Origin of the sequence: Streptomyces sp. NPDC056503 (assembly GCF_042794995.1) — a bacterium.
GTDB lineage: Bacteria > Actinomycetota > Actinomycetes > Streptomycetales > Streptomycetaceae > Streptomyces.
In genome coordinates this window covers 1-25,231 of sequence record NZ_JBHTST010000012.1, presented here as the reverse complement: position 1 = coordinate 25,231, position 25,231 = coordinate 1, and the positions used below count along the sequence as shown (strand labels likewise).

Annotated in this window: 22 protein-coding genes; 13 read left to right on the top strand and 9 right to left on the bottom strand. The window is 73.5% G+C overall.

Features of this window, described 5'->3' with window-relative positions; translation table 11 throughout:
* Window positions 1-18: 18 nt before the first annotated feature.
* Window positions 19-1,248: a GAF domain-containing protein gene (locus tag ACFQ8C_RS05895; RefSeq protein ID WP_383452669.1), complete on the bottom strand. Its 1,230-nt coding sequence runs from the start codon at window positions 1,246-1,248 to the stop codon at window positions 19-21.
* 350 nt (window positions 1,249-1,598) lie between these two features.
* On the opposite strand from ACFQ8C_RS05895, the gene ACFQ8C_RS05890 reads away from it, so the two are divergent.
* Complete coding sequence (locus tag ACFQ8C_RS05890) at window positions 1,599-5,918, top strand: molybdopterin-dependent oxidoreductase (RefSeq protein ID WP_383452667.1); 4,320 nt, start codon at window positions 1,599-1,601, stop codon at window positions 5,916-5,918.
* Window positions 5,919-6,093: 175 nt separating this feature from the next.
* Here ACFQ8C_RS05890 and ACFQ8C_RS05885 read toward each other — a convergent pair whose 3' ends face one another.
* Window positions 6,094-8,043 (bottom strand): calcium-binding protein, encoded by a 1,950-nt coding sequence (locus tag ACFQ8C_RS05885; RefSeq protein WP_383452665.1) that lies wholly within the window; start codon window positions 8,041-8,043, stop codon window positions 6,094-6,096.
* Between the two features lie 486 nt (window positions 8,044-8,529).
* On the opposite strand from ACFQ8C_RS05885, the gene ACFQ8C_RS05880 reads away from it, so the two are divergent.
* The 4 genes from ACFQ8C_RS05880 to ACFQ8C_RS05865 all read left to right on the top strand — a co-directional run bounded on the left by ACFQ8C_RS05880 (window position 8,530) and on the right by ACFQ8C_RS05865 (window position 11,595).
* Complete coding sequence (locus ACFQ8C_RS05880) at window positions 8,530-9,447, top strand: ion transporter (protein WP_383452663.1); 918 nt, start codon at window positions 8,530-8,532, stop codon at window positions 9,445-9,447.
* Between the two features lie 93 nt (window positions 9,448-9,540).
* A complete protein-coding gene (locus tag ACFQ8C_RS05875) occupies window positions 9,541-10,269 on the top strand; it encodes a helix-turn-helix transcriptional regulator (protein ID WP_383452661.1) in 729 nt (242 codons plus the stop codon).
* Window positions 10,270-10,301: 32 nt separating this feature from the next.
* Entirely contained in the window at window positions 10,302-10,796 is a 495-nt protein-coding gene (locus ACFQ8C_RS05870) for a DUF3291 domain-containing protein (protein ID WP_383452659.1), read from the top strand.
* Between the two features lie 10 nt (window positions 10,797-10,806).
* Window positions 10,807-11,595: a tetratricopeptide repeat protein gene (locus ACFQ8C_RS05865; RefSeq protein ID WP_383452658.1), complete on the top strand. Its 789-nt coding sequence runs from the start codon at window positions 10,807-10,809 to the stop codon at window positions 11,593-11,595.
* 14 nt (window positions 11,596-11,609) lie between these two features.
* Here ACFQ8C_RS05865 and ACFQ8C_RS05860 read toward each other — a convergent pair whose 3' ends face one another.
* Window positions 11,610-12,068, bottom strand: coding sequence for a hypothetical protein (locus ACFQ8C_RS05860; RefSeq protein ID WP_383452656.1), 459 nt, complete (start codon window positions 12,066-12,068; stop codon window positions 11,610-11,612).
* A gap of 268 nt (window positions 12,069-12,336) precedes the next feature.
* Entirely contained in the window at window positions 12,337-12,846 is a 510-nt protein-coding gene (locus ACFQ8C_RS05855; RefSeq protein WP_383452654.1) for a cupin domain-containing protein, read from the bottom strand.
* A 157-nt stretch (window positions 12,847-13,003) separates the two neighbouring features.
* Here ACFQ8C_RS05855 and ACFQ8C_RS05850 point away from each other — a divergent pair, with 157 nt between their 5' ends.
* Both ACFQ8C_RS05850 and ACFQ8C_RS05845 read left to right on the top strand, forming a co-directional pair.
* Window positions 13,004-13,759: an SDR family NAD(P)-dependent oxidoreductase gene (locus ACFQ8C_RS05850; protein ID WP_383452652.1), complete on the top strand. Its 756-nt coding sequence runs from the start codon at window positions 13,004-13,006 to the stop codon at window positions 13,757-13,759.
* Window positions 13,760-13,865: 106 nt separating this feature from the next.
* Complete coding sequence (locus ACFQ8C_RS05845; protein ID WP_383452650.1) at window positions 13,866-14,159, top strand: hypothetical protein; 294 nt, start codon at window positions 13,866-13,868, stop codon at window positions 14,157-14,159.
* 172 nt (window positions 14,160-14,331) lie between these two features.
* Here the strand turns inward: ACFQ8C_RS05845 and ACFQ8C_RS05840 are convergent, their stop codons facing one another.
* The gene (locus ACFQ8C_RS05840; protein WP_383452648.1) at window positions 14,332-14,955 is read right to left on the bottom strand and encodes a LysE/ArgO family amino acid transporter; all 624 of its coding nucleotides are present in this window, start codon (window positions 14,953-14,955) and stop codon (window positions 14,332-14,334) included.
* A 70-nt stretch (window positions 14,956-15,025) separates the two neighbouring features.
* On the opposite strand from ACFQ8C_RS05840, the gene ACFQ8C_RS05835 reads away from it, so the two are divergent.
* Window positions 15,026-15,937 carry a LysR family transcriptional regulator ArgP gene (locus tag ACFQ8C_RS05835; RefSeq protein WP_383452646.1) on the top strand — a complete coding sequence of 304 codons (912 nt, stop codon included), beginning with the start codon at window positions 15,026-15,028 and terminating at the stop codon, window positions 15,935-15,937.
* A gap of 77 nt (window positions 15,938-16,014) precedes the next feature.
* Here the strand turns inward: ACFQ8C_RS05835 and ACFQ8C_RS05830 are convergent, their stop codons facing one another.
* Entirely contained in the window at window positions 16,015-16,818 is an 804-nt protein-coding gene (locus tag ACFQ8C_RS05830; protein WP_383452644.1) for an MBL fold metallo-hydrolase, read from the bottom strand.
* A gap of 313 nt (window positions 16,819-17,131) precedes the next feature.
* Here ACFQ8C_RS05830 and ACFQ8C_RS05825 point away from each other — a divergent pair, with 313 nt between their 5' ends.
* The gene (locus ACFQ8C_RS05825; RefSeq protein ID WP_383452642.1) at window positions 17,132-17,575 is read left to right on the top strand and encodes a pyridoxamine 5'-phosphate oxidase family protein; all 444 of its coding nucleotides are present in this window, start codon (window positions 17,132-17,134) and stop codon (window positions 17,573-17,575) included.
* Between the two features lie 9 nt (window positions 17,576-17,584).
* Here ACFQ8C_RS05825 and ACFQ8C_RS05820 read toward each other — a convergent pair whose 3' ends face one another.
* Window positions 17,585-18,520, bottom strand: a complete 936-nt coding sequence (locus ACFQ8C_RS05820) for an aminoglycoside phosphotransferase family protein (RefSeq protein ID WP_383452641.1) — start codon at window positions 18,518-18,520, stop codon at window positions 17,585-17,587.
* A gap of 140 nt (window positions 18,521-18,660) precedes the next feature.
* Here ACFQ8C_RS05820 and ACFQ8C_RS05815 point away from each other — a divergent pair, with 140 nt between their 5' ends.
* On the top strand, window positions 18,661-19,398 hold the full coding sequence (locus ACFQ8C_RS05815) for a VOC family protein (RefSeq protein ID WP_383452639.1): 738 nt from the start codon (window positions 18,661-18,663) through the stop codon (window positions 19,396-19,398).
* Window positions 19,399-19,540: 142 nt separating this feature from the next.
* Here ACFQ8C_RS05815 and ACFQ8C_RS05810 read toward each other — a convergent pair whose 3' ends face one another.
* Both ACFQ8C_RS05810 and ACFQ8C_RS05805 read right to left on the bottom strand, forming a co-directional pair.
* On the bottom strand, window positions 19,541-20,206 hold the full coding sequence (locus ACFQ8C_RS05810) for a 3-oxoacid CoA-transferase subunit B (protein WP_383452637.1): 666 nt from the start codon (window positions 20,204-20,206) through the stop codon (window positions 19,541-19,543).
* Complete coding sequence (locus tag ACFQ8C_RS05805) at window positions 20,206-20,982, bottom strand: CoA transferase subunit A (protein ID WP_383452634.1); 777 nt, start codon at window positions 20,980-20,982, stop codon at window positions 20,206-20,208. Before ACFQ8C_RS05805 ends, ACFQ8C_RS05810 begins: the two co-directional genes overlap by 1 nt.
* Window positions 20,983-21,345: 363 nt before the next feature.
* On the opposite strand from ACFQ8C_RS05805, the gene ACFQ8C_RS05800 reads away from it, so the two are divergent.
* The 3 genes from ACFQ8C_RS05800 (at window position 21,346) to ACFQ8C_RS05790 (ending at window position 25,185) form a co-directional block, all read left to right on the top strand.
* A complete protein-coding gene (locus ACFQ8C_RS05800) occupies window positions 21,346-22,803 on the top strand; it encodes a 3-hydroxybutyrate oligomer hydrolase family protein (RefSeq protein ID WP_383452632.1) in 1,458 nt (485 codons plus the stop codon).
* A 115-nt stretch (window positions 22,804-22,918) separates the two neighbouring features.
* Window positions 22,919-23,713 (top strand): 3-hydroxybutyrate dehydrogenase, encoded by a 795-nt coding sequence (locus ACFQ8C_RS05795; protein WP_383452631.1) that lies wholly within the window; start codon window positions 22,919-22,921, stop codon window positions 23,711-23,713.
* A 101-nt stretch (window positions 23,714-23,814) separates the two neighbouring features.
* Window positions 23,815-25,185, top strand: coding sequence for an MFS transporter (locus ACFQ8C_RS05790; protein WP_383452629.1), 1,371 nt, complete (start codon window positions 23,815-23,817; stop codon window positions 25,183-25,185).
* The last annotated feature ends 46 nt before the right edge of the window (window positions 25,186-25,231 follow it).

Sequence of the window (25,231 nt, the reverse complement as noted above, 5' to 3'; positions counted from 1 at the left end):
TCGTCCCGACCGGCGCTCTCACCGCCGAGTGTGGGGGAGGGGACGTTGCAACCCCGTTGCACCGGCGGACAGTTCGGCCTCCAGGGCGTCGAGCCGCGCTCGTACGGGCGCCGCCTGCGCCGCCGGCACCGCCGCGCACAGCGCCCGCCACACCTCCAGGTCCTCCTCGCCCCACGCGCTGTACGCCCAGTCCGCGAGCAGCAGCGGATCCGCCCGCGCCACCAGCGCCGCCCGCATCCTGCCCGCCAACCGCTCCCGCAGGCGGACCACCCCGGGCGCGGCCGACCCCGGCAGCAGCGGGCCCGCGTACTCCCCGGCGGCCGCCGCGACCGCCCCCGAGGCGAGCCGTCGGTCCACCGCCGCGAAGTCCGCGTCCACCGGCACGGCGAGCCGGTACGGACGCGAGCCCAGCAGCCCGGGACCGAGCAGCGCCCGCAGCCGTGACAGCTCCGCCCTCAGCGTCACCGGAGTGACCGACCCGTCCTCGTACAGCAGGGTCAGCAGCTCCTCTCCGCCCACGCCCTCCGGCCGGTGCGCGAGGACCACCACGATCTCGCTGTGCCGCCGGCTCAGCCGCAGCCGCCGCCCGTCCACCACGAGCAGCGCCTCGTCCCGGCCCAGCGCGGTCAGCCCCGGCCGCCCCGGCGCCGGCTCCGGGGCGAGCAGCGCCAGCTGCGCCTCGGCCGCCCGCGCCACCGCCCGCACCAGCCCGAGACTGTGCGGGTGGGCGAGCCCCGGGCCGCCGGTCAGGTCGACCGCGCCGAGCAGCCGCCCGCTGCGCGGATCGTGCAGCGGTGCCGCCGCACAGGTCCACTCCCGCACCGGCGGCCGGAAGTGCTCGGCCGCCACCACCTGCACCGGCCGGTCGACGGCGAGCGCCGTCCCCGGCGCGTTCGTCCCCGCCGAGGCCTCCGCCCAGCAGGCGCCGGCCACGAAGTTCATCCGCCGCGCCTGCCGCAGCGCCGCCGGATCCCCCTCCACCCACAGCATCCGGCCGCCCGCGTCGCACACCGCGAGCAGGTGCCCGCCGTCCCGGGCGTCCGCGCCGAGCAACTCCCTGATCACCGGCATCACGGCTGCCAGCGGATGCCCCGCCCGGTAGGCGGCCAGCTCCTCCTCGTCCAGCTCGGTCGGCGCCGCCCCCTCCCGGCTGACCCGCGCCCGCTCGGACCGCCGCCACGACTCCGCCACCACCGCGCGCGGCCCCCTCGCGGCCCGCCCGCTCCACCGCGTCGTCGCCTCGCTCACATCGGCCTCCCCATCGAGGACGTACGGCTCCCAGGCGCACATCGTCGTGCCCCCGTCGACCCCCGACAAGAACCCGAAACGAGCCGCACGGGCAGCCGTCCCCGTCGCGCCGCGGGTCTCCCCCTCCCCCCCCGGAACCGGATCCCGGATCCCGGATCTTGGTGCCCGGATCTTGGTGCCTGGATTCAGGATCCAGGATCCCGGGGCCTCACCGCGGGCCGCGAAGCGACGTGCGGGCCGTGTAACCCGTGACGCCCGAAGAGTGTGATCGTTCGGAAACCGGGCCTTCCTACCGTCTCTGACGTGGGAGGTTTCCCACGTCGGAGACAGTGTCGGTGGGAGGGGTGCCCGTGGGGTCGCCGGAAGCGGGGGACGGGTCGGTGCGTACGGCCTGTTCGTACTGTGGGGTCGGATGCGGCATCGTCCTCGACATCGCGAGGGACCCGGCGACGGGACGCCGAGGAGCCGTGAAGGCGTCCGGCGACAAGGCCCACCCCGCCAACGCCGGGCGGCTCTGCACGAAGGGGGCCACAAGCGCCGACATGATGGCCGCCCCCGGGCGGGCCGCCATGGCACTGGTACGCGCGGAGCGCGAGGAGGCGCCCGTCGAGACGGACGTCGACACCGCCGTCGCCGACGTGGCCCGGCGCTTCCGCGCCGTCCTGGACGAGCACGGCCCCGACGCCCTGGCGTTCTACGTCTCCGGCCAGATGTCCCTGGAAGCCCAGTACCTGGCCAACAAGCTGGCCAAGGGCTTCGTGGGAACCCATCAGATCGAGTCCAACTCCCGCCTCTGCATGGCCTCCGCCGGAACCGGATACAAACTGTCGCTCGGCGCGGACGGGCCGCCCGGTTCCTACCAGGACCTCGACCACGCCGACGTCTTCCTGGTGATCGGCTCCAACATGGCGGACTGCCACCCGATCCTCTTCCTCCGGATGATGGACCGGATCAAGACGGCCGGGGCGAAGCTGATCGTCGTCGACCCCCGCCGCAACGCCACCGCCGACAAGGCCGACCTCTTCCTCCAGATCAGGCCCGGCACGGACCTCGCCCTGCTCAACGGCCTGCTGCACCTGCTCGCCGAGAACGGCCGGCTCGACGAGGGCTTCATCGCCGAGCACACCGAGGGCTGGGACGCCATGCCCGCCTTCCTCGCCGACTACCCGCCCGCCCGGGTCGCGGAGATCACCGGCATCCCGGAGGACGACATCCGCCGCGCCGCGCACTGGATCGGCGAGGCCGGCGCCTGGACGAGCTGCTGGACGATGGGGCTCAACCAGTCGACGCACGGCACCTGGAACACCAACGCGCTCGTCAACCTGCACCTCGCCACCGGCGCGATCTGCCGCCCCGGCGCGGGCCCCTTCTCGCTCACCGGCCAGCCCAACGCCATGGGCGGACGGGAGATGGGCTACATGGGACCGGGCCTGCCCGGGCAGCGGTCGGTGCTCGTGGACGCCGACCGCGCCTTCACCGAGGAGCTGTGGGACCTCCCGGCGGGCTCGCTGCGCAAGGACGTCGGACACGGCACGGTCGAGATGTTCGAACGGATGGCGGCCGGAGACATCAAGGCGTGCTGGATCATCTGCACCAACCCGGTGGCCTCCGTCGCCAACCGCAAGACCGTCATCTCCGCCCTCGAAGCGGCCGAATTCGTCGTCACCCAGGACGTGTTCGCGGAGACCGAGACGAACGCCTACGCCGACGTCGTACTCCCCGCCACCCTGTGGGCCGAGTCCGACGGCGTCATGGTCAACTCCGAGCGGAACCTCACCCTGGTCCGGGGCGTCGTCGACCCGCCCGGCCAGGCCCTCCCCGACTGGCAGCTCATCGCCGGCGTCGCCCGCGCCATGGGATTCGTCGAGGCGTTCACGTACGCGTCCGCCGAGGAGGTCTTCGAGGAGCTCAAGCGGGCCTGGAACCCGCAGACCGGCTGGGACCTGCGCGGCGTCTCGTACGAGCGACTGCGCGCCACCCCCGTGCAGTGGCCCGCCCCCACGGCCGACGGCCCCGACCGCAACCCGATCCGCTACCTCAACGACGGCGTCAGCCAGACCCTGCGGAAACACGCGGACGGCACCCGCCCCCGCCTCGCCTTCCCGACGCCCAGCGGGCGGGCCCGCTTCTTCGCGCGCCCGCATCTCCCCGCCGCCGAACTCCCCGACGACGACTATCCGTTCGTCCTCAACACCGGCCGCCTCCAGCACCAGTGGCACACCCTCACCAAGACCGGCAAGGTCGCCAAGCTGACCAAGCTGAACCCCGGCCCGTTCGTCGAGGTCCACCCGGACGACGCGGCGGCCCTCGGCGTCGGCGAGGGCGACCACCTGGAGATCGCCTCCCGGCGCGGCCGCGCCGTCCTGCCCGCGGTGGTGACCGACCGGGTCCTGCCGGGCACGTGCTTCGCCCCCTTCCACTGGAACGACCTCTTCGGCGAGTACCTGAGCGTCAACGCCGTCACCAACGACGCCGTCGACCCCCTCTCCTTCCAGCCCGAGTTCAAGGCGTGCGCGGTGAGCCTGGCGCGGACGGCGGCCCCGGTGCCCGTGAGGACCCCGGCGGCCGGGTCCGGGTCCGAGCCCGTCTCCGTGAACGGGCCGGCACCCGTCTCCGCGATCGGACCGGCATCCGTCTCCGCCGCCGGACCCACGTCGATCTCCGTGGTCGAGCGGGCGACGACCCTCGCCGCCCTGCTCGGCGTCGCGGAGCTCGTACCGCCCCCGTTCACCGAGCCGGAGCGCAGCTATCTCGCCGGCTACCTCTCCGGACTCTCCGCCGCCCCCGCCGACGGCCGGACGCCGGTCCTGCCGCCCACCGCCCCCTTCTCCCCGGACCACGGCCTCTGGGTCGACGGAGTCCTGGCCGGGATGTTCTCCCGGACGGACGCGTCGTCGGCGCTCCCGTCGCCGCCGCCCTCCGCTCCGACGCCGCAGGAGGACGGAGCCCGTCCGCCGACGCCGTCCGTCCGGCGGCTCCTCGTCCTCTGGGCCTCCCAGACCGGCACCGCCGAGGAGTTCGCGGAGAAGGCCGCCGGCCGGCTCGCCGAGGCCGGACACCGGCCGGTGCTCCTCCCCATGGAGAGCGCCGACCCCGCGGAGTTCGGCACCGATACGGACCTGCTGGTGGTGACCAGCACGTTCGGGGACGGCGACGCCCCCGACAACGGCACGGCCTTCTGGGAGGCGCTGAACCAGCCCGACGCCCCGCGCCTCGACGGCCTGCGCTACTCCGTCCTCGCCTTCGGGGACTCCGCGTACGACGACTTCTGCGGCCACGGACGCCGGGTGGACGAGCGCCTCGCCGAACTCGGCGCGGGCCGCCTCCTGCCGCGTACCGACTGCGAACCCGACCACGAGGAGACCTCCGTGGCCTGGCTCTCCGCGCTCCTGCCCCTGCTCCCGACCGCGTCGGCACCGCCGGAGCCGTCGGCCCCGCACGCCCGCACCCCCGTTGCCACCGTCACCACCGCCACCCCGGTCACCACCGCCACCGCCGTCACCACCACCGCACCGTCCGCGGGCGCGACCGCGCGGCCGGCGTACTCGAAGGCCTCGCCGTTCCCGACCCTCCTCGTCGGCAACCGGCTGCTGAGTCTGCCCGGCTCCCAGAAGGAGGTGCGCCGGTTCTCCTTCGACACCCGCGGCGGCGAACTCGCCTACGAGGCGGGCGACGCCCTCGGCGTCTGGCCGGCCAACAGCACGGAACTGGTCGCGGAGTGGCTCGCCCTCACGGGCCTCGACCCGTCCGAACCGATCGCCGCGGGCGGCGACGGGGGAGCGGAGACCCTGCCGCTGGCGGAGGCGCTGCGGACCCGTCTCGACATCAGCCGCATCACCCCGGACCTGCTCAGGTTCGTCGCCGAACGCACCGGCAACCAGGAGCTCAAGCGGCTGCTCCGCCCGGGCCACAAGGACGAACTGGCCAAGTGGAGCTGGGGCCTCCAGGCGGCCGACCTCATCGGCTCCCACCCGGTCCGCGCCTCGGCCGCTGAGTGGACGGGGGTCCTCAAGCGCCTCCAGCCACGCCTGTACTCGATCTCCTCCAGCCCCCTCGCGCACCCGAGCGAGGTCAGCCTCACCGTCTCCGTCGTCCGGTACGCCAACGACCGGGGCCGCGACCGTACGGGAGTCTGCTCCGCCTATCTGGCCGACCACGCCGACGACGGCCCGGTCCAGGTCTTCGTGCAGCGCTCCCCGCACTTCCGCCCGCCCGCCGACCCCGCCGCCCCCTTGGTCATGGTCGGCCCGGGCACCGGGGTGGCCCCCTTCGCGGGCTTCCTCGAGGACCGCCAGGCCCGTGGCCACACGGGCCGCAACTGGCTCTTCTTCGGCGAACAGCGCGAGGCCACCGACTTCTACTACCGCGAGGAACTCGAAGGCCATCTGGCGTCCGGCCACCTGGACCGCCTCGACACCGCCTTCTCCCGCGACCAGCGCGCCAAGGTCTACGTCCAGGACCGGATGCGCGAGCAGGGCGCGGCCCTCTGGTCCTGGCTCCAGGACGGCGCCCACCTCGCGGTCTGCGGCGACGCCGCCCGGATGGCGAAGGACGTCGACCGGACCCTGAAGGACATCGTCGCCCGCCACGGCCGCATGACCGAGGAGGAGGCGGCCGCTTACGTGAAACAGCTGGCGACGGAGAAGCGCTACGTCCGCGACGTCTACTGACATCGGCTGCCGGACCCGCTGCCGTCGAGCCGTCACGACGGCGGTCCGGCAGCGCGACGGGTCCGGCACGGGGCGGGCGCGACACGGGGCGGGCGCGACACGGCGACGGATCCGCTGTCACAACGGAGCCGTCGCCGTGGAGTCGTTCACCCGCGCAGGGGCGGAACCCTGGGGATCAGGGACAGCTGACGCGCGCGTCGCCCGGATCCGTCGTGCAGGTGTCCGTGTTGAGCCCGCCGTTGGCCGTGTCGTTGCCGCTGACGCCGTCGACCGTGTTCAGCGTGTCGTTGCCGTAGGTGCCGAGGAGCGTGTCGGTTCCCGTCCCGCCGATCAGGGTGTCGTTGTGGTAGCCGCCGTCCACCCGGTCGTTGCCGGGACCGGCGTGGACCGTGTCGTTGCCGAAGCCCGCGTTGACGGTGTCGTTGCCGCTGAGGGCGCAGATCACGTCACCCCCGTACGTACCGTTGAGGGTGTCCGCGCCGCTGGTCCCGATGATCGTGCACCCGCGGGTGTTGTTCACGGTCGTGGTGCGGGTGGCGGTGTTGTTGCCCGGCACCGGGTCGGTCGGGGTCGCGGTGACCGTCGCCGTGTTCGTGAGGGTGCCGGTGCGCGAGGGCTCGGCGACGATCGTCACCGTGGCCGTGGAGCCGGACGGGCTGCCGGAGGGGTTGAGCGTGCCGATCGCGCAGGTGACCCGGCCCGGCACGGTCGAGCAGGTGCCCCGGTCGGTGGTGGCCGACAGGATGGTGGCCGTGCCCGTCAGGGTGTCGGTGAGCTGGACGTTCGTCGCCGCGGTCGTGGTGCTGTTGTTCGTCGCCCGCACGGTGTAGGTGACGGTGTCACCGATGGCGGCCGTGGCCGCCCCGGTGTTCGTCACCGACACGTCGACGCCGGCCGGCGGCTCGATGCCGCCACCGCCGAGGTAGCGGGCCAGGCCCCGGTGTTCCTCGAAGCTGCTGGCCGTACCGGCGAGTCCGGCGGCGACGATCTTGCCGTCCGTCTGCAGTGCCACGCTCGCGGCCGCGTCCCCGGTGCCCCCGAAGTCGGTGGTCACCCGCCCGTCGCCGCTGAAGCCCGGGTCCAGGCCGCCGCCGGTGTTGTACCGGGCGAGCGCGAAGTCGCCGCCGTACCGGCCGGCCGCGACGATCCGGCCGTCGGCCTGTACGGCCACGTCCGCGGCGCCGCCGTCCTCGGGACCGAAGGAGGTGGTGACCCGCCCGTCCCCGTCGAAGGTGGTGTCCGGCGCGCCACCGCTGGTGAACCGCGACACGAGGAACGCGTTGCCCTCCCGGCCCGCGACCACGATCCGGCCGTCGCTCTGCAGGGCCACGCCCGCTCCGGAGCCGGAGCCGGTGGTCACCCGTCCGTCGCCGTCGAAGCTCGTGTCGAGGCTGCCGTCGGCGAGGTACCGGGTCAGGGCGAGTCCGTTGGCGCTCCCGGCGGCGACGATCCTGCCGTCGCCCTGCAGCGCGAGGTCGCTGACGCCCTGACAGCAGGTGGGACCGAAGGAGGTGGTGACCCGCCCGTCCCCGTCGAAACCCGGATCCGGCACGCCGGAGGAGTCCCAGCGCACCAGCGACCACACTCCGAAGCTGGACCCACCCGCGACGATCTTCCCGTCGGGCTGCACCACGACCGCCTCGGCGGTCTCGATCGCGTCGACGTCGATCTCGGTGAGCACCTTGCCGCCCTCGCCGAAAGTGGTGTCGAGGCTCCCGTTCGGGAGGTAACGGGCCGCGGCCCACGCGCCGTTGCCACCCCAGTCGGTGGACCCGCCGACCGCGACGATCTTGCCGTCGGCCTGGAGCGCCACACCACGGCCCTCGTCGTTGTTCGCGCCGACGAAGTCGGTGGTGACGACACCGTCGCCATCGAACGTCGGGTCCAGACTGCCGTCGGCGTTGTACCGCGTCAGCGTGAAGTCGCCGGAGGTCTCGTTGGAGTACCCGTACCCGATGGTGACGATCTTCCCGTCCGGCTGCACGACCATGCCCTCGGCCCCCGCGAAGCCTCCCAGGTCGGTCACGACCCTGCCGTCCTCGTGGAACGCGGGGTCCAGATCCCCCGGCGCGGCCATCGCCACCGCCGGTAGTCCGAGGGCGAGGGCCACCACGGCGGCACTCACCGCCCCCGCACGACCGGCCCCGGGCCAAGAGCTTCTCAAGGACATGCGCGATCACTCCGTCCGTCGATCCTGAGCCCCCACCCTCCAGGCCGCCGACGGCCGGCCCCCGGCACGACGGGCCGAACTGCGCCTACTGGACGGCCCCGCACCACCCCCAGGGGTGAGCACCCGGCCGCCTCCCCGGCCCGGCGACGGCGGCGGCCCGACGGTCCGCCCCTCGCGCGCGGACCGGAGTTAACGATCTTGGGCGGGGCCGGTCACGGACCGGACGGCTCGGAGGGGACCCAATGCGCGGTCTTTCCCCGCGGCGGATGAATCGTTCAGCCTTTTCGCGTCCACCCCGCAGCCTGACGTGTTCCGGGCACGTTAGGTCAACAGGAAGCCCACTCCCACCCCGCCCGCCATTCCCGCCCCGTCCGCCCCGTTCCGTATCCCGTCGTGCCCGCACCGACGCCACGCTCTGCGCAAGTGCCCCCGGAGACCCTCATGACCACCGCCCCGGCTCCCACCCGGGTCCGGATCGCGGCATCCTGCCGCTCCGTGACCGAGGCCCCCGCCTTCTCCTTCGCCGTCCTGACCGTGATCCTGCTCAACGCCGTCCTCCTCGGCGCCGAGACCTACCGCGGCTTCGCCGCCGAGCACGCCGCACAACTCCGAGGGGCCGAGCACGGCTGCCTCGCCTTCTTCACGCTGGAGATGCTGCTGCGCCTCGGCGCCCACGCCGACCGGCCCAGGGAGTTCTGGCGCGACGGCTGGAACGCCTTCGACCTGATCGTCGTGGCGTGCGCGTACATCCCCTTCGTACGGGAGAACTCCACCGTCCTGCGGCTGCTCCGCCTGGTGCGCGTGCTCCGCACCGCCCGGTTCCTGCCCCAGCTGCGGATCCTGTTCATCGCCGTCTCCCGCAGCCTGCCCGGCACCGTCAGCTTCCTCTTCGTCGGCGCCGTCATCCTCTACGTCTACGCCATGGTCGGCTGGGTCTGCTTCGGCTCCCACGACCCCGCCCACTTCGGCTCCCTGGGCCGCGCCCTGCTCACCCTCTTCCTGCTGATGACGCTGGAGGGCCTGCAGGACGCCATCTACAACGGCCTGGCCATCTCGCGCCTGAGCATCCTCTACTACGGCTCCTACGTCCTGCTGGCCTCCTTCGTCCTGGTCAACGTGCTCATCGGGGTCGTCCTCAACAGCCTGGACGAGGCGCGCGAACTCGACAGCGCCGCGCTCGACAAGACAGGCCCCGACAAGACCGGCCCCGACGAGGCCGCGGTCGACGGCACCGGCCGGGCCGACCTCGCCGAGCGCATCGCCGGCATGCGCCAGTCCCTCGACGTCCTCGAACAGTCCCTGGGCGCCGCGCACCCGCCCGCCTCACGCGATCAGGAGCGCATGACGACGATCGCCTGACCGGTCGCCCGACCGATCGCCCCCGGCCCCGTCCCGTCGGACACCGTGCCCGGCCGTTCTATCTCCAACTTTCGTTGTCATTAGAATGGTCCGATGGAGGACATCGACGCAATCGCGGTGCTGCAGGATCCGGTACGCCGCCGCCTGTACGAGTACGTCGTGGCGCAGGGCCGCGACGTGGGGCGCAACGAGGCCGCGGAGGCGGCGGGCGTGGCGCGCACGCTCGCCGCGCATCATCTGGACCGTCTGACGGGGGCCGGGCTGCTGGAGAGCGGCAGTCGCCGCCTGACGGGCCGTTCGGGGCCGGGGGCGGGCCGCCCCGCCAAGGTGTACAAGCGGGCGCCGGGCGAGCGGTCGGTGTCGCTCCCCGCCCGGGACTACCGCACCGCCGCCGAACTCCTCGCCGAGGCCGCCGAACTGGCCGGCCTGGACGCCGGGCTCTGCGAGGCCGCGCGCCGCCGGGGCGAGGCCCTGAGGGGTGCGGCCGCGCCCTGCGGGAGCCTTGAGGAGGCCATGGCGACACTGGCCGCGCGGGGCTACGAACCGCACCTCGAAGGCGCCGGAGGTGCCGGAAGCCCCGAGGGCGCGGCGGTCGCCGAGTCGTCGGCGCCGGTGGACGCGGTGGCGCCCGCCCCCGTCCTCCGTATGCGCAACTGCCCCTTCCACGCCGTCGCGGAACGCTTCCCGCCCCTCGTCTGCGGAATGAACCTGGCGCTCCTGGAAGGGCTGTTGGGTGCGCCCGGCCCGGTGCGTGCGCGTATGGACGCGCGGCCGGGGGAGTGCTGCGTGGTGGTCGAACCTTCTAAAAACAACGATCATTGACATAGAAAAGGGCGCCGTGCTGGGATGAGGTCATGACCGCATCCACGCCCGCCGCCGCCCATCACCTCGCCGAGCTCAACGTGGCCACGCTCCGCCACCCCCTCGACGACCCCCGCATGACGCCGTTCGTCGAGATGCTCGACCCGGTCAACGCCGCCGCCGACGGCGCTCCCGGTTTCGTGTGGCGGCTCGTGGAGGACGGGACCCCCGACGCCACCGGCCTGCGCCCGGCCGACGAGGACGTCATCGTGAACCTCAGCGTCTGGGAGAGCCGGGAGGCCCTGTGGGACTTCACCTACCGCAGCGGGCACCTGGAGGTGATGCGGCAGCGCCGCGCGTGGTTCGAGCGCCACGTCGAAGCGCACATGGCCCTCTGGTGGGTCCCCGCCGGCCACCGGCCGACCGTCGAGGAGGCCTTGGAGCGACTGGCGCACCTGCGGGCGCACGGACCGTCCCCGCGCGCCTTCACCTTCGCCTCCGCCCACACGGCGGCCGAGCGCCTCGGGGGCGGGGCAGGCGCCCTCTAACCTTCTGGTCATGGAACACGTGGAAGCAGGACGGAGGGCGGCGGCAGGTGACTGGACAGCCGCCGGGCACGCCTTCGTGCGAGCGGCGATGGACGGCAGCGAAGAGGGTGCCGAACTCGCCGTGGGGATCACGGGCGAGCTCGTCCCCCTCGCCGACGCGGGCTCGGCGGATGCGGCGGCGCTGCTCGCCGGGATCCTCCTGGAGTACGCCGACGAGTCCGCGCTGCCCAGGGTCGTGGCGTATGCCCGCGCGTCGGCCGAGGCGGGCCACCCGGCGGGGCAGCGCACGTACGGCCACCTGCTGGCGAGCGGCCTCGGGGTCGCGGAGGACCTGGCCGGTGCCGAAGAACTGTTCCGGGCGGCGGCGGAGGCCGGCGACCCGCACGCGGCGTTCAACCTGGGCCGGTTGACCGACGACCTCGACGAGTCCCTGGCCATGCTGCGGGCGGCCGCCCGTCAGGGCATCGACGTCGCCGGCGCGGTCCTCGCCGATCGGCTGTCCTCCCTCGACCGGGACGAGGAGGCCCTCCAGTGGTACCTGTGGGCCGCCGAACGCGGCCACACCGGCGCCATGAACGCCGCCGCCTGCTGGTACCGCGACGGTTTCGGCACCGTGCCCGACCCGGTGCAAGCGGTCCGCTGGTTCCTCGCGATGCTCGCGTACGGGGACGGGGACGGCGTCCACGAGGCCATCCGGCTCGTGCGAGGGGGCGCACTGGACGAGGAGGGCATCCGTACGGCCGGCCGGCTGGCCGGGGACCCGGCGGCGGCCGAGAGCCTGCTGTCGTTCCTGCCCTGAACCCCGTCGCGGTATCAGGGGGTGGGCCGGACCTCCAGGGACCGGTTCCCTTCGGCGTCTCCGATCCTCACCGGCACGGGGCCCTCCGGCAGCGGCACCCGGTACTTCGGACGCCTCTCCGGCTCGTCGACGAGCGGATGGGCGTCCCGGACGCCGCGGGCGCGCGGCGTGCAGCTGTCCACCATGAAGGAGCCGTCGCCCGACCGCTCCGTGTCGACCACGAAGAAGCCGGTCGGCAGGGGCTCGTCGACGGTGAACTCCATCGAGCCGGTGCCCTCCCGGACGAACTCCGGAAAGTCCTCGCCGAAGAGCGCGGCGGCGGGCGACGGCTCCCTGCCCGCGCGGACGGGACGCCGCGCCTTGGCCGGGCGGGGCACCCCGGGTGCCGAGGCCGGAAGCCGCGCCGGGGTCCCGCCCGCGATGCCGTGGTCCTCCGCGAGCCCGGCGAGCCCGGAGCCGCACCCCTGCCCCACCGCGCGGAACCGCCACGCGCCGCTCCTCGCTCCGTACCCGTCCGACGAACCGCACCGCCCCGGAGGCGTGTGCGCGCCGGTCACGGAAGACGAGGTCGCCGTCGTCCCTGACGCGGCCCGCCGCGTCCAGGGGCAGCGCGGCGGCGTCGACCTCCGGCGCTCCGGTACCGCGCGCAAGCGTGGTCCGGGGCGTGGGTGAGGGGCGGGTGTCCGTGCGGCGCGGTGCGAGACGGTCCCGCGTGCCCGGGGTCGCGCGCCCCGGGGCGAATCACTCGGAGGACTCCAGGGCGGCGCGCCAGGCGGGGCTGTCGACGTAGTGGTTGTCGAACCGCTCCGCCGAATCGGCGATCTCCTTGAAGTCCGCCTCGCCGCGCATGACCCGGCCGAGCAGCCGCAGGTAGTCGAAGCGGCCCATGCCGGGGGTGAAGACGAAGAGGACGTCCGCCTCGCAGCCGGGAGCCGCGGCGAAGGCGTGCGGGGTGTGCGGCGGTACCGCGAGGAAGTCGCCGGCGCCGAGCACCGTGACCTCCTCGCCGACGAGGACGCGCAGGGAGCCGCTGATCACGAAGAACAGCTCGGTCGCCTTGGTGTGGAAGTGGGCGGGTGCGCCGACGGCTCCCTCGGCGAAGGTGGACCGGTAGCTGGTGAAGCCGTCGGCGGTGCCGTCCGAGTCGGCGAGGAGCGTCATCACGCTGCTCGGGTCGGCGCAGGTCTCGGCCTCGTCGTGCCGGGTCAGCACGGGCGGGAACGGCGCGGTGGCCGGAATGTTCTCGATCATGGTGCGACTTTACGATCTTGAACGCGGCCATGCCAACGGCCTCGGAGGGCGAAGCCGTTGCGGGGCCGCGCGTGCGGCCGGTCGCGAAGGTGGTGGTGGCAGACCCAGGATCACCTCGCACTGCCGCGGCCGGGCCCCGGCGCACAGCATCGTCGGCATGAAGCGATTCACCGGCCGCACCGTCCTGATCACCGGCGGCACCTCGGGCATGGGCCTCGCCACCGCCCGCCGCCTCCTCGACGAAGGCGCCCACGTCGTCATCACCGGTCGCGACGCGGCCCGGCTCGACAGGGCGGCGGCGGAACTCGCCGCCGGAGAGCGCCTGTCGACGGTCGTCTCCGACGTCGCGGACCTGGCCGACCTGGACACCCTCATGAGCCGTGTCGAGAACTGGCGAGGTGCTCTCGACGCCGTCTTCGCCAACGCGGGCACCGGCGTCTTCAAGCCCGGCGCCGAGATCACCGAGGCCGACTTCGACCACGCCTCGGCGGTCAACTTCAAGGGCGTCTTCTTCACCGTCCAAAAGGCCCTTCCCCTGCTGAAGGACGGCGGCGCGATCGTCCTCAACGCCTCCTGGACGCTGCACCGCGGTCTGCCCGTCGCCTCCGTCCACTCCGCCACGAAGGCCGCCGTCCACAATCTGGCCCGCACCCTCGGCTCCGACCTGGCCCCCCGTGGCATCCGCGTCAACTCGGTCAGCCCCGGCTTCATCGACACCGAGATGTACCGGGCCGCCACCGCCGGTCCCGAGGCCGACGCCCGCAACGCCGCGCAGGTCCCGCTCGGCACCATCGGCCACGCCGACGACGTCGCCGCCGCGGTCGCCTTCCTGGCCTCCTCCGACGCCGCCTACATCACCGGCCAGGACCTGGTCGTCGACGGCGGTCTGACGGGCTCCTTCCCCCACCCCTGAGACCGCAGCGGCGATCATCGCTCTGTGAGTTCGCATGATTACCTACCGCTATGATCACGGGCGTCGCCGCCGCGGTCGTGCGGCGGACCGAGAGAGGGGCACACGGATGGCCATCATCGTCACCTTCGACTTCCCGGGCGCGGGGCAGGAGCTCTACGACACGGTCATCGACCGGATGACGGACGGCAGGGGCTTCACCCGGTTCGCGGACCTGCCGGTCGTGGGTCTCGTCTCCCACGCGGCGGGCACGGCCGACGGCGTCTTCCGGGTGACCGAGGTCTGGGAGAGCCAGGAGGCCCTCGAAACCCACGCGAAGGCCTTCGGGCCGATCCTGGCCGACCTCGGCCATGCCGACGTCCGGCCGACGATCATCCCGGCCTACAACGTCGTCATCGCGTAGGGCGGTCCAGCCGAGGACGAGCACGGCAGGCCTCCCCGCCCGGGCCTCCGCCGCCACGGTGACCGTGGGCGGGGCGGGGGAGGCCGCCGAGGGGCCGGGTCCCCGGCCCGCCGGTGGCGCCCGGCCGGACGTTCCCCGGGCGCGCGGTAGGCGGGGGACCGGGGGCGGGGCGTCACACGGTGCGGGTCAGCAGCATGACGCCCATCGCGAGCATCATGACCGCCACGAGGCCGTCGAGGACGCGCCAGGCGGCGGGGCGGGACAGTACGCCGCCGAGGAGGCGGGCGCCGTACCCGAGGCCGGCGAACCACATCACGCTGGCCAGCATCGCCCCGAGGCCGAACACCCAGCGCAGCGAACCGCGGTCGGCGGCGACCGAACCGAGCAGCAACACGGTGTCGAGGTAGACGTGCGGGTTGAGCCAGGTCATGGCCAGGCAGGTGAGGACCGCGGCCCGGACGGAGCCCGCGGAGGCGCCCTTCACCTGGAGCGCCTCGCCCGCGGGGCGCAGCGCGCGGCGTGCGGCGAGGACGCCGTAACAGATCAGGAAGGCGCCGCCGGCCAGGCCGGCCACCGTGAGGCCGAAGGGCCACGCGGTGACGACGGCCCCGAGGCCGGCCACGCCCAGGGCTATGAGGACCGCGTCCGACACGGCGCATATCCCGACCACCGCCAGGACGGCCTGGCGCCGCACGCCCTGGCGGAGGACGAACGCGTTCTGCGCGCCGATGGCCACGATGAGGGACAGGCCCGTACCGAATCCGGCGACGGCCGCCGGGATGATGCCGCTGTTCATGTGAACCGACGTTAATGATCACCGTCGCATCAGTACAGCTAAGGATTCTTACCCAACCTAAGCTGGGCTTATGAAAGAGCTTCCCCACGATCAGGTGCGCACTCTGCTCGCCGTCGTCGACGAGGGCACCTTCGACGCCGCCGCGGCGGTCCTGCACGTGACGCCTTCCGCGGTGAGTCAGCGGATCAAGGCGCTGGAGGAGCGCACCGGGCGGGTGCTGCTGATGCGGACGAAGCCGGTCCGGCCGACGGAGTCCGGACAGGTGGTGGTGCGGTTCGCGCGCCGGCTGGCCGCGCTGGAGCGGGACGCGCGGACGGAGCTGGGGATCCCGGGCGGCGCCGGTCCGGCCCGGCTTCCCCTCGCGGTGAACGCGGACTCCCTGGCCACCTGGTTCCTGCCCGCGCTGACGCGGGTGCCGCAGTCCCCGCCCATCTGCTTCGAGCTGCACCGCGAGGACGAGACCCACACCGCGGAGCTGCTGCGGGAAGGGCGGGTGATGGCGGCGGTGACGTCCTCGGCGGAGCCCGTGGCGGGCTGCACCGTGCGCCCCTTGGGGCTGGCGCGGTACCTGCCGGTGGCGACCCCTCGGTTCGCGGCACTCCACCTGGCGGGCGGACCGCTGGAACGGCGCCTGCCCGACGCGCCGGTCGTCGTCTTCGACCGGCGTGACGAGTTGCAGGACCGGTTCGTCCGGTCCCTCGCCCGGGACGGGACGGTCGCCGGCAGCCTGCTCCGGCACCAGGTGCCCACCTCGGAGGGCTTCCGCGACGCGGTGGCCGCCGGTCTGGGCTGGGGCCTGGTCCCGGAAGCGCAGGCGGAACCGCTGCTCCGGTCGGGAGCCGTCGTGGAACTGGCGCAGGGGAGGCGGGTGGACACGCCGCTGTACTGGCAGCAGTGGAAGCTCGACGTGCCGGCGCTCGCGCTGGTGGCGGAGACCGTCGTCGCCGCGGCGGCCGAGGCCCTCCACCGCGGGCGTCCCTGAGCCGCCGGGGAGCCGGGCCCGGGTCGTCGGCTGTCGCGCCGCCCCGGGGGCCGAGGGCTCCCGGGGGCGGCCGGTGGTCAGCGGGTGACGAAGGGTTCGGTCAGGTGCGGTGTCGCGAGGTGGAGGGTGTCGGCGGCCCGGCCGTTCAGCACCCGGTCCCTGGAGGCCCTGGCCCGCGCGGGGTCCATCTCGTGGGCGTAGGCGAGGTCGGGGTGGAGCAGCTGGATCGCGTGCACCAGCAGGTCGCCGGTGACGGCGACCCGTTCGCGCCCGGAGGAGACGAGCACGCTCTGGTGCCCGGGGGTGTGGCCGGGAGTGGCGACCACGTGCTCCCCGCCGCGCAGGGAGGTGTCGCCGTCGAGCGGCCGCAGCCGATCGGCCTTCCGGAGCGGGTCGATCAGGCTGGACCGCAGCTGCGGGTTGATCTCCTCGATCGCGTCGAGTTCGGCCTGCTGCAACAGGTACTCGGCGTTCGGGAAGAACGGCCGCGCCTGGTCGCCGCCGACGACGGCCCAGCCCACGTGGTCGGTGTGGAGGTGCGTGAGCACCACGGTGTCGACCTCGGAGGGTTCGATACCCGCGGCGGCCAGTGATTCCGGGAGCGCCCCGGGCACCGGCGCCCACGAGGCCGCCGGGCCGTCGGCCGGGCCGATCCCCGCGTCGACCAGCGTCACGCCCCGGTCGCCGCGGATCGCGAACGCGCGGAACTGGAGTCGCCAGCGTCCGTCGGCGTACCGCGCGCCGGGGTCGAACCGGTCGGCCGCCGCCCACTGCTCGGCGGTGGCGTCGGGGAACGCCTCCGACCTGGGGGAGAAGAAGGGACCTGTGCCGTCGGTGAGCGCGATGACCGTGTACGGGCCGACATCGATGGAAGGAGGCATCCCACAGATGGTGCCACCGCCGGGCGTCCCGCGCTCAAGCAGGGTGCCCGGAGGGCGACTTGCGCGCCGACGGGCCCGGGCGGCGGCGGCCGCGGCGGGCGTTCGGCGCCCGGTCCCGTCGGCGACGGCTCGCCCCTTCCCGAATTTAGGACCTCGATAGATGGTCTGCAACGAAACTATCGGCTAAGGTCTTACCTGTGAGTCCCCGAAGGGCGGCTCGCCGGGGAGGCTCGTCGCGGTGGGCCGTTCCCGTCCGTGCCGCAGGGCGTCCGGCCCCGCATCCTCCGCTCCGACCGACGAAAGGCTGACCGTCATGAGCTCGCACACCGTCACCGAGGCCGCTCCCCGCACGACCAGGAACGACGGCCCGGCGCCCCGGGCACTCTCCGACCGGGAGCTCTCGGAGCTGTTGGGCCGACAGCGGTTCGGCGTGTTGGCGAGCGTCCGCGGCACCGGTCACCCGCACCTGTCGACCGTCCTCTACGCGTGGAACCCCGAGGAGCGCGTCCTGAGCGTCTCCTCCACCGCCGACCGTCTCAAGGTCCGCCAGCTGCGACGCGACCCGCACGCGGCGCTGCACGTCAGCGGCCCGGACGTCTGGTCGTTCGCCGTGGCGGAAGGCGAAGCGGAGATCGTGGACCCGGCCGACCGGCCGGCTCCCGGAGAGGAGCCGCTGCTGCCCGACCGGCGCGTGACCATCCGGATCCGCGTCACCCGGCTGTACGGGACCGCCCTCGACATCCCCGCCCAGGACTGAGGGGGCGTCTCAGGGGCGTGCGGCGAGCGACTCCGCCAGGTGGTCGGCGAACCCGGTCAGCCAGTCCGGCCGCGGTCCGCCGCGAGCGAGGCGAAACCCGTGGCGGCGCCCCCAGAACGACGCCTGGACGGCGTGGAACTGCGCCCATCGACGGACGCGTTCGCGGTCGAGTTCCGCTGCCTCGGCGAAGACGTCCACGACGCGGTCGGCGGCCTTGCGCAGGTCGTCCGCTCCGAGGAGGCTCAGCGCGCGCGACTTCAGCAGCGTGCCGCCGTCGTAGGCCGGATCTCCCGCGTATCCCTTCGGGTCGACGGCCAGCCACGGCTCCCGGTCGGCGCGCAGGATGTTCCGAGGGTGCAGGTCGCCGTGGACGAGAGTGTCCGGCTGGTCCCGGCCCAGCTCCCGGACGGTGTCCAGGGCGGTGTCCAGCGCATGACGCGGCAGCGCGTGCGGCAGCTCCTCGGCGTCCGCCCGCAACCGCTCCTCCCAGGCGTCCGCCCGCGCGGACAGCCGGGGCAGGCCGGGAGGCGCGGGGACGGCCAGGCGTCGATGGAGTCGCCCCGCGACCGTCGCCACCTCGTCCTCGTCCCCGACCTCGGCCAAGGTCGACGACCGGGCCCGCTCCAGCAGCATCGCGAACCGCTCGTCGTCGCGTTCGTGGAGCAGGACGGCGCCGCATCCGCCCCACGTGACGAAGGCGTCCGGTTCATGGACGTTGCCGGGATGAGGGAACGACACCTTCAGTACCGCGTCGCCCCCGGTGGTCCGCCGCCGTACGGGGACGATGACGCCGACACCCCCGTGCATGACCTCGCCATCCGGCACGCACGACCAGCGATCGAGCAACTCCTCGACGATACCGGGCAGTTCGGCGAGCCATGCCGCCCCGGCCCGCCCCTCGCGCTCGACGGTGCCCCGCGCGAACTCCTCAGGCGTAGCGATCATCCCGGAACCCTACGCGACCGCCCGCCGCGTCCACCGAAGCCCAGGCCGCGCCCCCCGAAGCCCAGGCCGCGTCCCCCGAAGCCCAGGTCACACACGCCACGCCTGCCGCCCGGACCGCAGGCCGCTCCTATGATCGACGCATGGCCACCAGACTCGTGCAGATCAACATGAAGGCCCAGGACGACGCCGCGCTCGGCAGGTTCTGGGCGGAGGCGCTCGGCTGGGGCGTCGGCAGCGAGGCACCCGGGGTGACCAACCTCGAACCCGTGGGGTTCGCCTATCCCGATCCCGCGGCCGTCTGCATCGACATCATCGCCGACCCGGAGCCGAAGACGGTGAAGAACCGGGTGCATCTCGATCTCGCCACCACCTCCGCCGCCCATCAGGCGGAACTGGTCGCGCGCCTGGAGGACCTCGGAGCGACGCGCGCCGACGTGGGCCAGGGCGACGTCCCCTGGACGGTCATGGCCGACCCCGAGGGCAACGAGTTCTGCGTTCTGGAGCCTCGCCCCGTCTACCGGGGGACCGGGCCGATCGCCGCGGTCGTCGTCGACTGCGCCGACCCGCGGGTGATGGCCCGGTTCTGGGGCGAGGCGATGGACTGGACCGTGCGCGAGGTCACCGACCATCACGCCAGCATGCGCTCCGCCAAGGGGGTCGGTCCCTACCTGGAGTTCCTCCGCACCCCCGACCCCAAGAGCGTGTGGAACCGCGTCCACCTCGACGTCCGTCCGTACGCCGGGGACGACCCGGCGGCGGAGGAGGCCCGGCTGCGGGCCCTGGGCGCCACCGAACCCGACTACGACCGGTCCGCGGTCTCCTGGACGGTTCTCGCCGACCCGGAAGGCAACGAGTTCTGCCTCCTCGCCCCTCGCTGACGGGCCGACAGGCTGACGGGACGGTGTGGGCACCCGCCCGGAGGCCGCCGAGGAGCCGGGACCGTCGGCCGCCCCGCGGGCGGTGCGGGGAGGTCCGCCGGGCCGGTGGCTGTCCGGGACACCGGGCCGGCGGAGGACCGGTTCAGGCGGTCGAGCCGACGCCCCGCGCCACGTCCCGCGGCACGCGCAGCGGCGCCGCGGTGGCCGCGACGACCTCCTCGGCGGTGACGCCGGGAGCGAGTTCGGCCAGGACGAAGCCGTCGGGGGTGACGTCGACGACGGCGAGATCGGTGATCACGCGCTGGACGACGCCGCGCCCGGTCAGGGGCAGGCCGCAGGTGTCGACGAGCTTGGGGGTGCCGTCCTTGGCGGTGTGCTCCATGAGGACGACGACCCGGCCGGCGCCGTGGACGAGGTCCATCGCACCGCCCATGCCCTTGACCATCTTGCCGGGGATCATCCAGTTGGCGAGGTCGCCCGAGGAGGAGACCTGCATGGCGCCGAGGACGGCGGCGTCGATGTGCCCGCCGCGGATCATCCCGAAGGACAGCGCCGAGTCGAAGAACGAGGCGCCGGGGAGCGTCGTGACCGTCTCCTTGCCCGCGTTGATGAGGTCGGCGTCGAGCTCGTCCTCGGTGGGGTACGGGCCGACGCCGAGGATGCCGTTCTCGGACTGGAGCACGACCTCGATGCCGGGCGGGAGGTGGTTGGGGATGAGCGTCGGCAGCCCGATGCCGAGGTTCACGTAGCTGCCGTCGGTCAGCTCCAGGGCGGCGCGGGCCGCCATCTGCTCGCGGGTGAGGGCCATCAGGCGTCGCCTTCCTGTCGGACGGTACGGCGCTCGACGCGCCGCTCGGCGGCGGGGTCGCCGGGGGTGACCCGGACCACGCGCTGGACGAAGATGCCGGGGAGATGGACCTCGTCGGGGTCGAGCTCGCCCGGTTCGACGAGGTGGTCGACCTCGGCGATGGTGATCCGCCCGGCCATGGCGGCCAGCGGGTTGAAGTTGCGGGCCGAGGAGCGGAAGACCAGGTTGCCGTGCCGGTCCGCGATGGTCGCCCGCACCAGCGCGAAGTCCGTCGTGATGCCCTCCTCCAGCAGATGCGGGCGCCCGCCGAACTCCCGCGTCTCCTTGGCCGGCGACGCCACCGCGACCGAGCCGTCGGCCGCGTACCTCCACGGCAGCCCGCCCTCGCCGACCTGCGTTCCCGTACCCGCGGGGGTGTAGAAGGCGGGGATGCCCGCGCCCCCGGCCCGCAGCCGCTCGGCCAGCGTGCCCTGGGGGACGAGCTCGACCTCCAGCTCCCCGCTCAGGTACTGGCGGGCGAACTCCTTGTTCTCCCCGACGTACGAGCTCGTCATCCGGGAGATCTGTCCGGCGGCGAGCAGCAGGCCGAGCCCCCAGTCGTCCACACCGCAGTTGTTCGACACGACCCGCAGGCCCTCGGTGCCGCGCTGCCACAGCGCGTCGAGGAGCGTGCCCGGTATCCCGCAGAGCCCGAATCCGCCCACGGCGAGCGATGCCCCGTCGGGGATGTCGGCCACCGCCTCAGCCGCGCTCGCGACCGTCTTGTCCAGACCCATGAGGATCCCTTCCCTCGGGCAGCCGGACGACCTCCCAGGTCGGAACCGGTGCCGGTACCAGCGACATGCACGGAGCCTAGGAAGTGGGCGACGGGGCCGACCATGGCTGCCGTCCACACACCACCCCCCTCCGGTATGGCGGTTACCACTGCCCTCGCGTGCCGACCCGATGGCGTGGCACCGGAACGGAGGGGTGGTGTCCGCGCCCACCGCCGGGCCGTGGACGGTGGGCCGCACAGCCATGTCCGCCGGCCGGTGGGCGGCATAGCCTCCCGCAGTCCCATCCCGGGATTTCTCCCCGCGGGTCCCGTCCGACGGGCCCCGCCCCGGGAGTTCGACCCGCGAGCTCGGAGGTACGCACCGATGCGTAGTCGTCCCACGTTCCGTTCCTCACCACGTCCCTGGCGGCGAGGCGCGCAGGCGGCACTCGCCCTGGCCGCCCTCACCGTCACCACCGCCCCCGCGTCGGCCGCGTCCGCCGTCCCCGCCGCGCCGGGCGCCCACTGCGCCCGCCAGGCGCAGATCCGCGTCCCCGGCGCCGAGCACCAGCAGAGCGTCTGCCTCGACGAACTGACCACGGCGGGCACCGTCGCCTCGGGCCACACCGACCCGGCCGACTGGGCGGGGCTGACGCCCAAGGACCTGGCCGTTCCCAGCGGGGTGCCCGGCATCCAGATCGACGGCTACTTCCCCGACACCTCCACCACCAACACCAACCACGGCTGGCAGCACGACGCCCAGTTCGTGATCCGGCTGCCCGACCGCTGGAACGGCGGTCTCGTCGTGGCCGGCACCCCGGGCAACCGCGAGCAGTACGCCAACGACCGGGCCATCGCCGACTGGGTGCTGGCCCGGGGGTACGCGTACGCCGCCACCGACAAGGGCAACACGGGCCTCGCCTTCCACCGCGACGGCAAGGCCCCCGGCGACGCGATCGCCGAGTGGAACGACCGGGTCACCCAGCTCACCCGCGCGGCCGGAGCGGTGGTGGCGCAGCGCTACCACCGTCCGCCGGCCCGCACCCTGGCGACCGGGATGTCCAACGGCGGCTATCTGGTGCGCTGGCAGCTGGAGAACCACCCCGAGCTCTATGACGGCGGGGTGGACTGGGAGGGCACCCTCTGGCGGAGCGACGGCCCCAACCTGCTCGACTTCCTGCCGAAGGCCCTGCGCGCCTATCCCGTGTACGCGGCGGGCGGCGAGGGCGCGGAGCGGGCGCGGGAGGAGCTGCACGCCGCCGGCTTCCCGGCCGACACGGAGTTCCTGTGGCCGTACCACCACAAGGTCTACTGGGACCTGACCCAGCGCGTCTACCGCGAGGAGCTGGACCCCGGCTTCGACGGCGCGACCGAGGCGGGCACCCCGTACTGCCTGCCGGGCACCCCCGCCTGCGACGCCGACTACGACTACGCGGCCCGGCCCGCCGAGGTCCGGCGGGCCGTCGAGAAGATCGCCCTCACCGGCCGGATCGGCAAGCCCCTGATCACGCTCCACGGCACACTCGACACCCTGCTCCCGATCGGCCGGGACTCCGACGTCTACGCCCGCATGGTGCGCGAGGCGGGACGCGGCGCGCTGCACCGCTACTACCGCGTCGAGGGCGGCACCCACACCGACTCGCTCGTCGACGCCTTCCCCGACAGGCTCCGGCCGCTCACGCCGTGCCACCGCACGGCCTTCACGGCCCTGGAGGGCTGGCTCGCCGCCGGGCACCGTCCGCCCGCGTCCGGCACCGTTCCCCAGCCCGTCGGCCAGGACCCGGTGAGCCTGGCGAACATGTGCTCTCTCGACAGCGCGAAGGCCGTCGGCACCGCGTCCTGAGCGCCGCAGCCCCCTGGCCACGGCGATCCATGGTGTCCCACACCATGGAATCGCCCGGCACTATGGCGGACTCGTACATGGGCCGAGGCGAAGGGTCTCCCTACTGTTTCGGCCCATGACGAACACAATTCCCACCCCGGACCGGCTGCTGTCATCCGCCGCCGCGCACGACCTGAGCGGTCGCACCGCGCTGGTGACGGGCGGCGGCAGCGGCATCGGCCGGGCCTGCGTCCTCGCCCTGGCGGGGGCGGGGGCCTTCGTGCACGTCGTCGACCGGGACGCCGACTCGGCGAAGGCCGTCGCCGAGCTCGCCGGAGGCCGGGCGCAGGTGGCCGACCTCGCCGACGCGGGCGCTGTCGACCTCCTCCCGGCCGAGATCGACATCCTCGTCAACAACGCCGGCCTCCAGCACGTCGCCCCGCTCACGGAGTTCCCCCCGGACCGGTTCGAGCTGATCCAGAAGGTGATGGTCACCGCCCCCTTCCTGCTGATGCGCAGGACGCTCCCGCACATGTACGCCCGCGGCTGGGGCCGTGTCGTCAACGTCTCCAGCGTCCACGGGCTGCGGGCCAGCGCCTACAAGTCCGCCTACGTCGCCGCCAAGCACGCCCTGGAGGGCCTCAGCAAGGTCGCCGCGATCGAAGGCGCCCCCCACGGGGTCACCAGCAACTGCGTGAACCCCGGCTACGTCCGTACACCGCTGGTCGAGGGCCAGGTCCGCGACCAGGCCGCCGCGCACGGCATCAGCGAGGGCGACGTGCTGACCAACGTCATGCTGGCCCGCTCGCCCGTCAAGCGCCTCCTGGAGGCCGAGGAGGTCGCCGCCGCCGTCCTGTGGCTCTGTGGCCCCCACTCCGGCTACCTCACCGGTACCTCCCTGCCGCTCGACGGCGGCTGGACCGCCGGCTGACAGCCCACCCGCTCCCCCCGCTCCATCCGCTCCGCCCCCGCGCTCCACCGTTCCCGCACGCTCCACCCCCGTCCCATCCGTACGTGAAACCGGTGAATCCCATGTCTGACACCACCACCCAGCCGAGAGGCCGCATCGGCCGCATCGTCGCCGCGAGCCTGATCGGCACCACCATCGAGTGGTACGACTTCTTCCTCTACGGCTCGGCCGCCGCGCTCGTCTTCAACACCCTGTTCTTCCCCAGCGCGGACCCGCTGGTGGGCACGCTGATCGCCTTCATCACGTACGCCATCGGTTTCGCCGCCCGCCCGCTCGGCGGCATCGTCTTCGGCCACTTCGGCGACAAGATCGGCCGCAAGAAGCTGCTGGTGCTCAGCCTCCTGATGATGGGCGGCGCGACCTTCGCGATGGGCCTGCTGCCCACGTACGAGTCCATCGGCGTGTGGGCGCCGATCCTGCTCACGGTGCTGCGGCTCGTCCAGGGCTTCGCCCTGGGCGGCGAGTGGGGCGGGGCCGTCCTGATCGTCTCCGAGCACGGCGGCGACAAGCACCGCGGCTTCTGGGCCTCCTGGCCCCAGGCCGGCGCCCCCGGCGGCAACCTGCTCGCCACGGGCGTCCTGTCCCTGCTGGCCGCCGTCCAGTCGGACGCCGCCTTCCAGTCGTGGGGCTGGCGCATCCCCTTCCTGCTCTCCGGACTGCTCGTCATGATCGGTCTGTGGATCCGCGTCTCGGTCTCCGAGTCCCCGGTGTTCCTGGAGGCGCAGGCCAAGGCGGAGGCCGCCGCCGCGGCGGGCGTCAAGGAGGAGGCCCCGGTCGTCGAGGTCTTCAAGCGCAGCTGGCGTGAGGTCCTGTCGGCCATCGGCACCCGCTTCGGCGAGAACATCTCGTACTACATCCTCACCTCCTTCCTCCTCGTGTACGTGACCGTGCACCTGGAGCTGCCGAAGAGCACCGCCCTGAACGCCGTCCTGATCGGCTCGGCCGTCCACTTCGTCACCATCCCGCTGTGGGGCGCGCTCTCCGACCGGATCGGCCGGCGCCCGGTCACGCTGATCGGTTCGGCGGGCATGGCGGTGTGGGCGTTCGCCTTCTTCGGGCTCGTCGACTCGAAGTCGTTCGCCGTGATCACCCTCGCCGTCACGGCGGGTCTGCTGCTGCACGGCGCGATGTACGGACCGCAGGCCGCCTTCATCTCCGAGATGTTCGACACCAAGGTCCGCTACTCGGGCGCCTCCATGGGCTCCCAGCTGGCCTCGATCCTCGCCGGTGCCCTCGCCCCGATCATCGCGGTCGAGCTCCTCAAGGACTACGGCAGCTCCACGCCCATCAGCGTCTACCTGTGCGCGGCCGCCGTGATCACCACCATCACCGTCGCCGTCACCCGCGAGACCCTCGGCCGCGACCTCACCCGCGACGGCCGGGCCGAGCGGAACGAGGCGGTCCCCGCCGTCGGCGCCGCGGACCGGGCGTAACACGGCCGGAGCGCGGGGCCCGCGCGTCCGCCGCACGCGCCGGCGG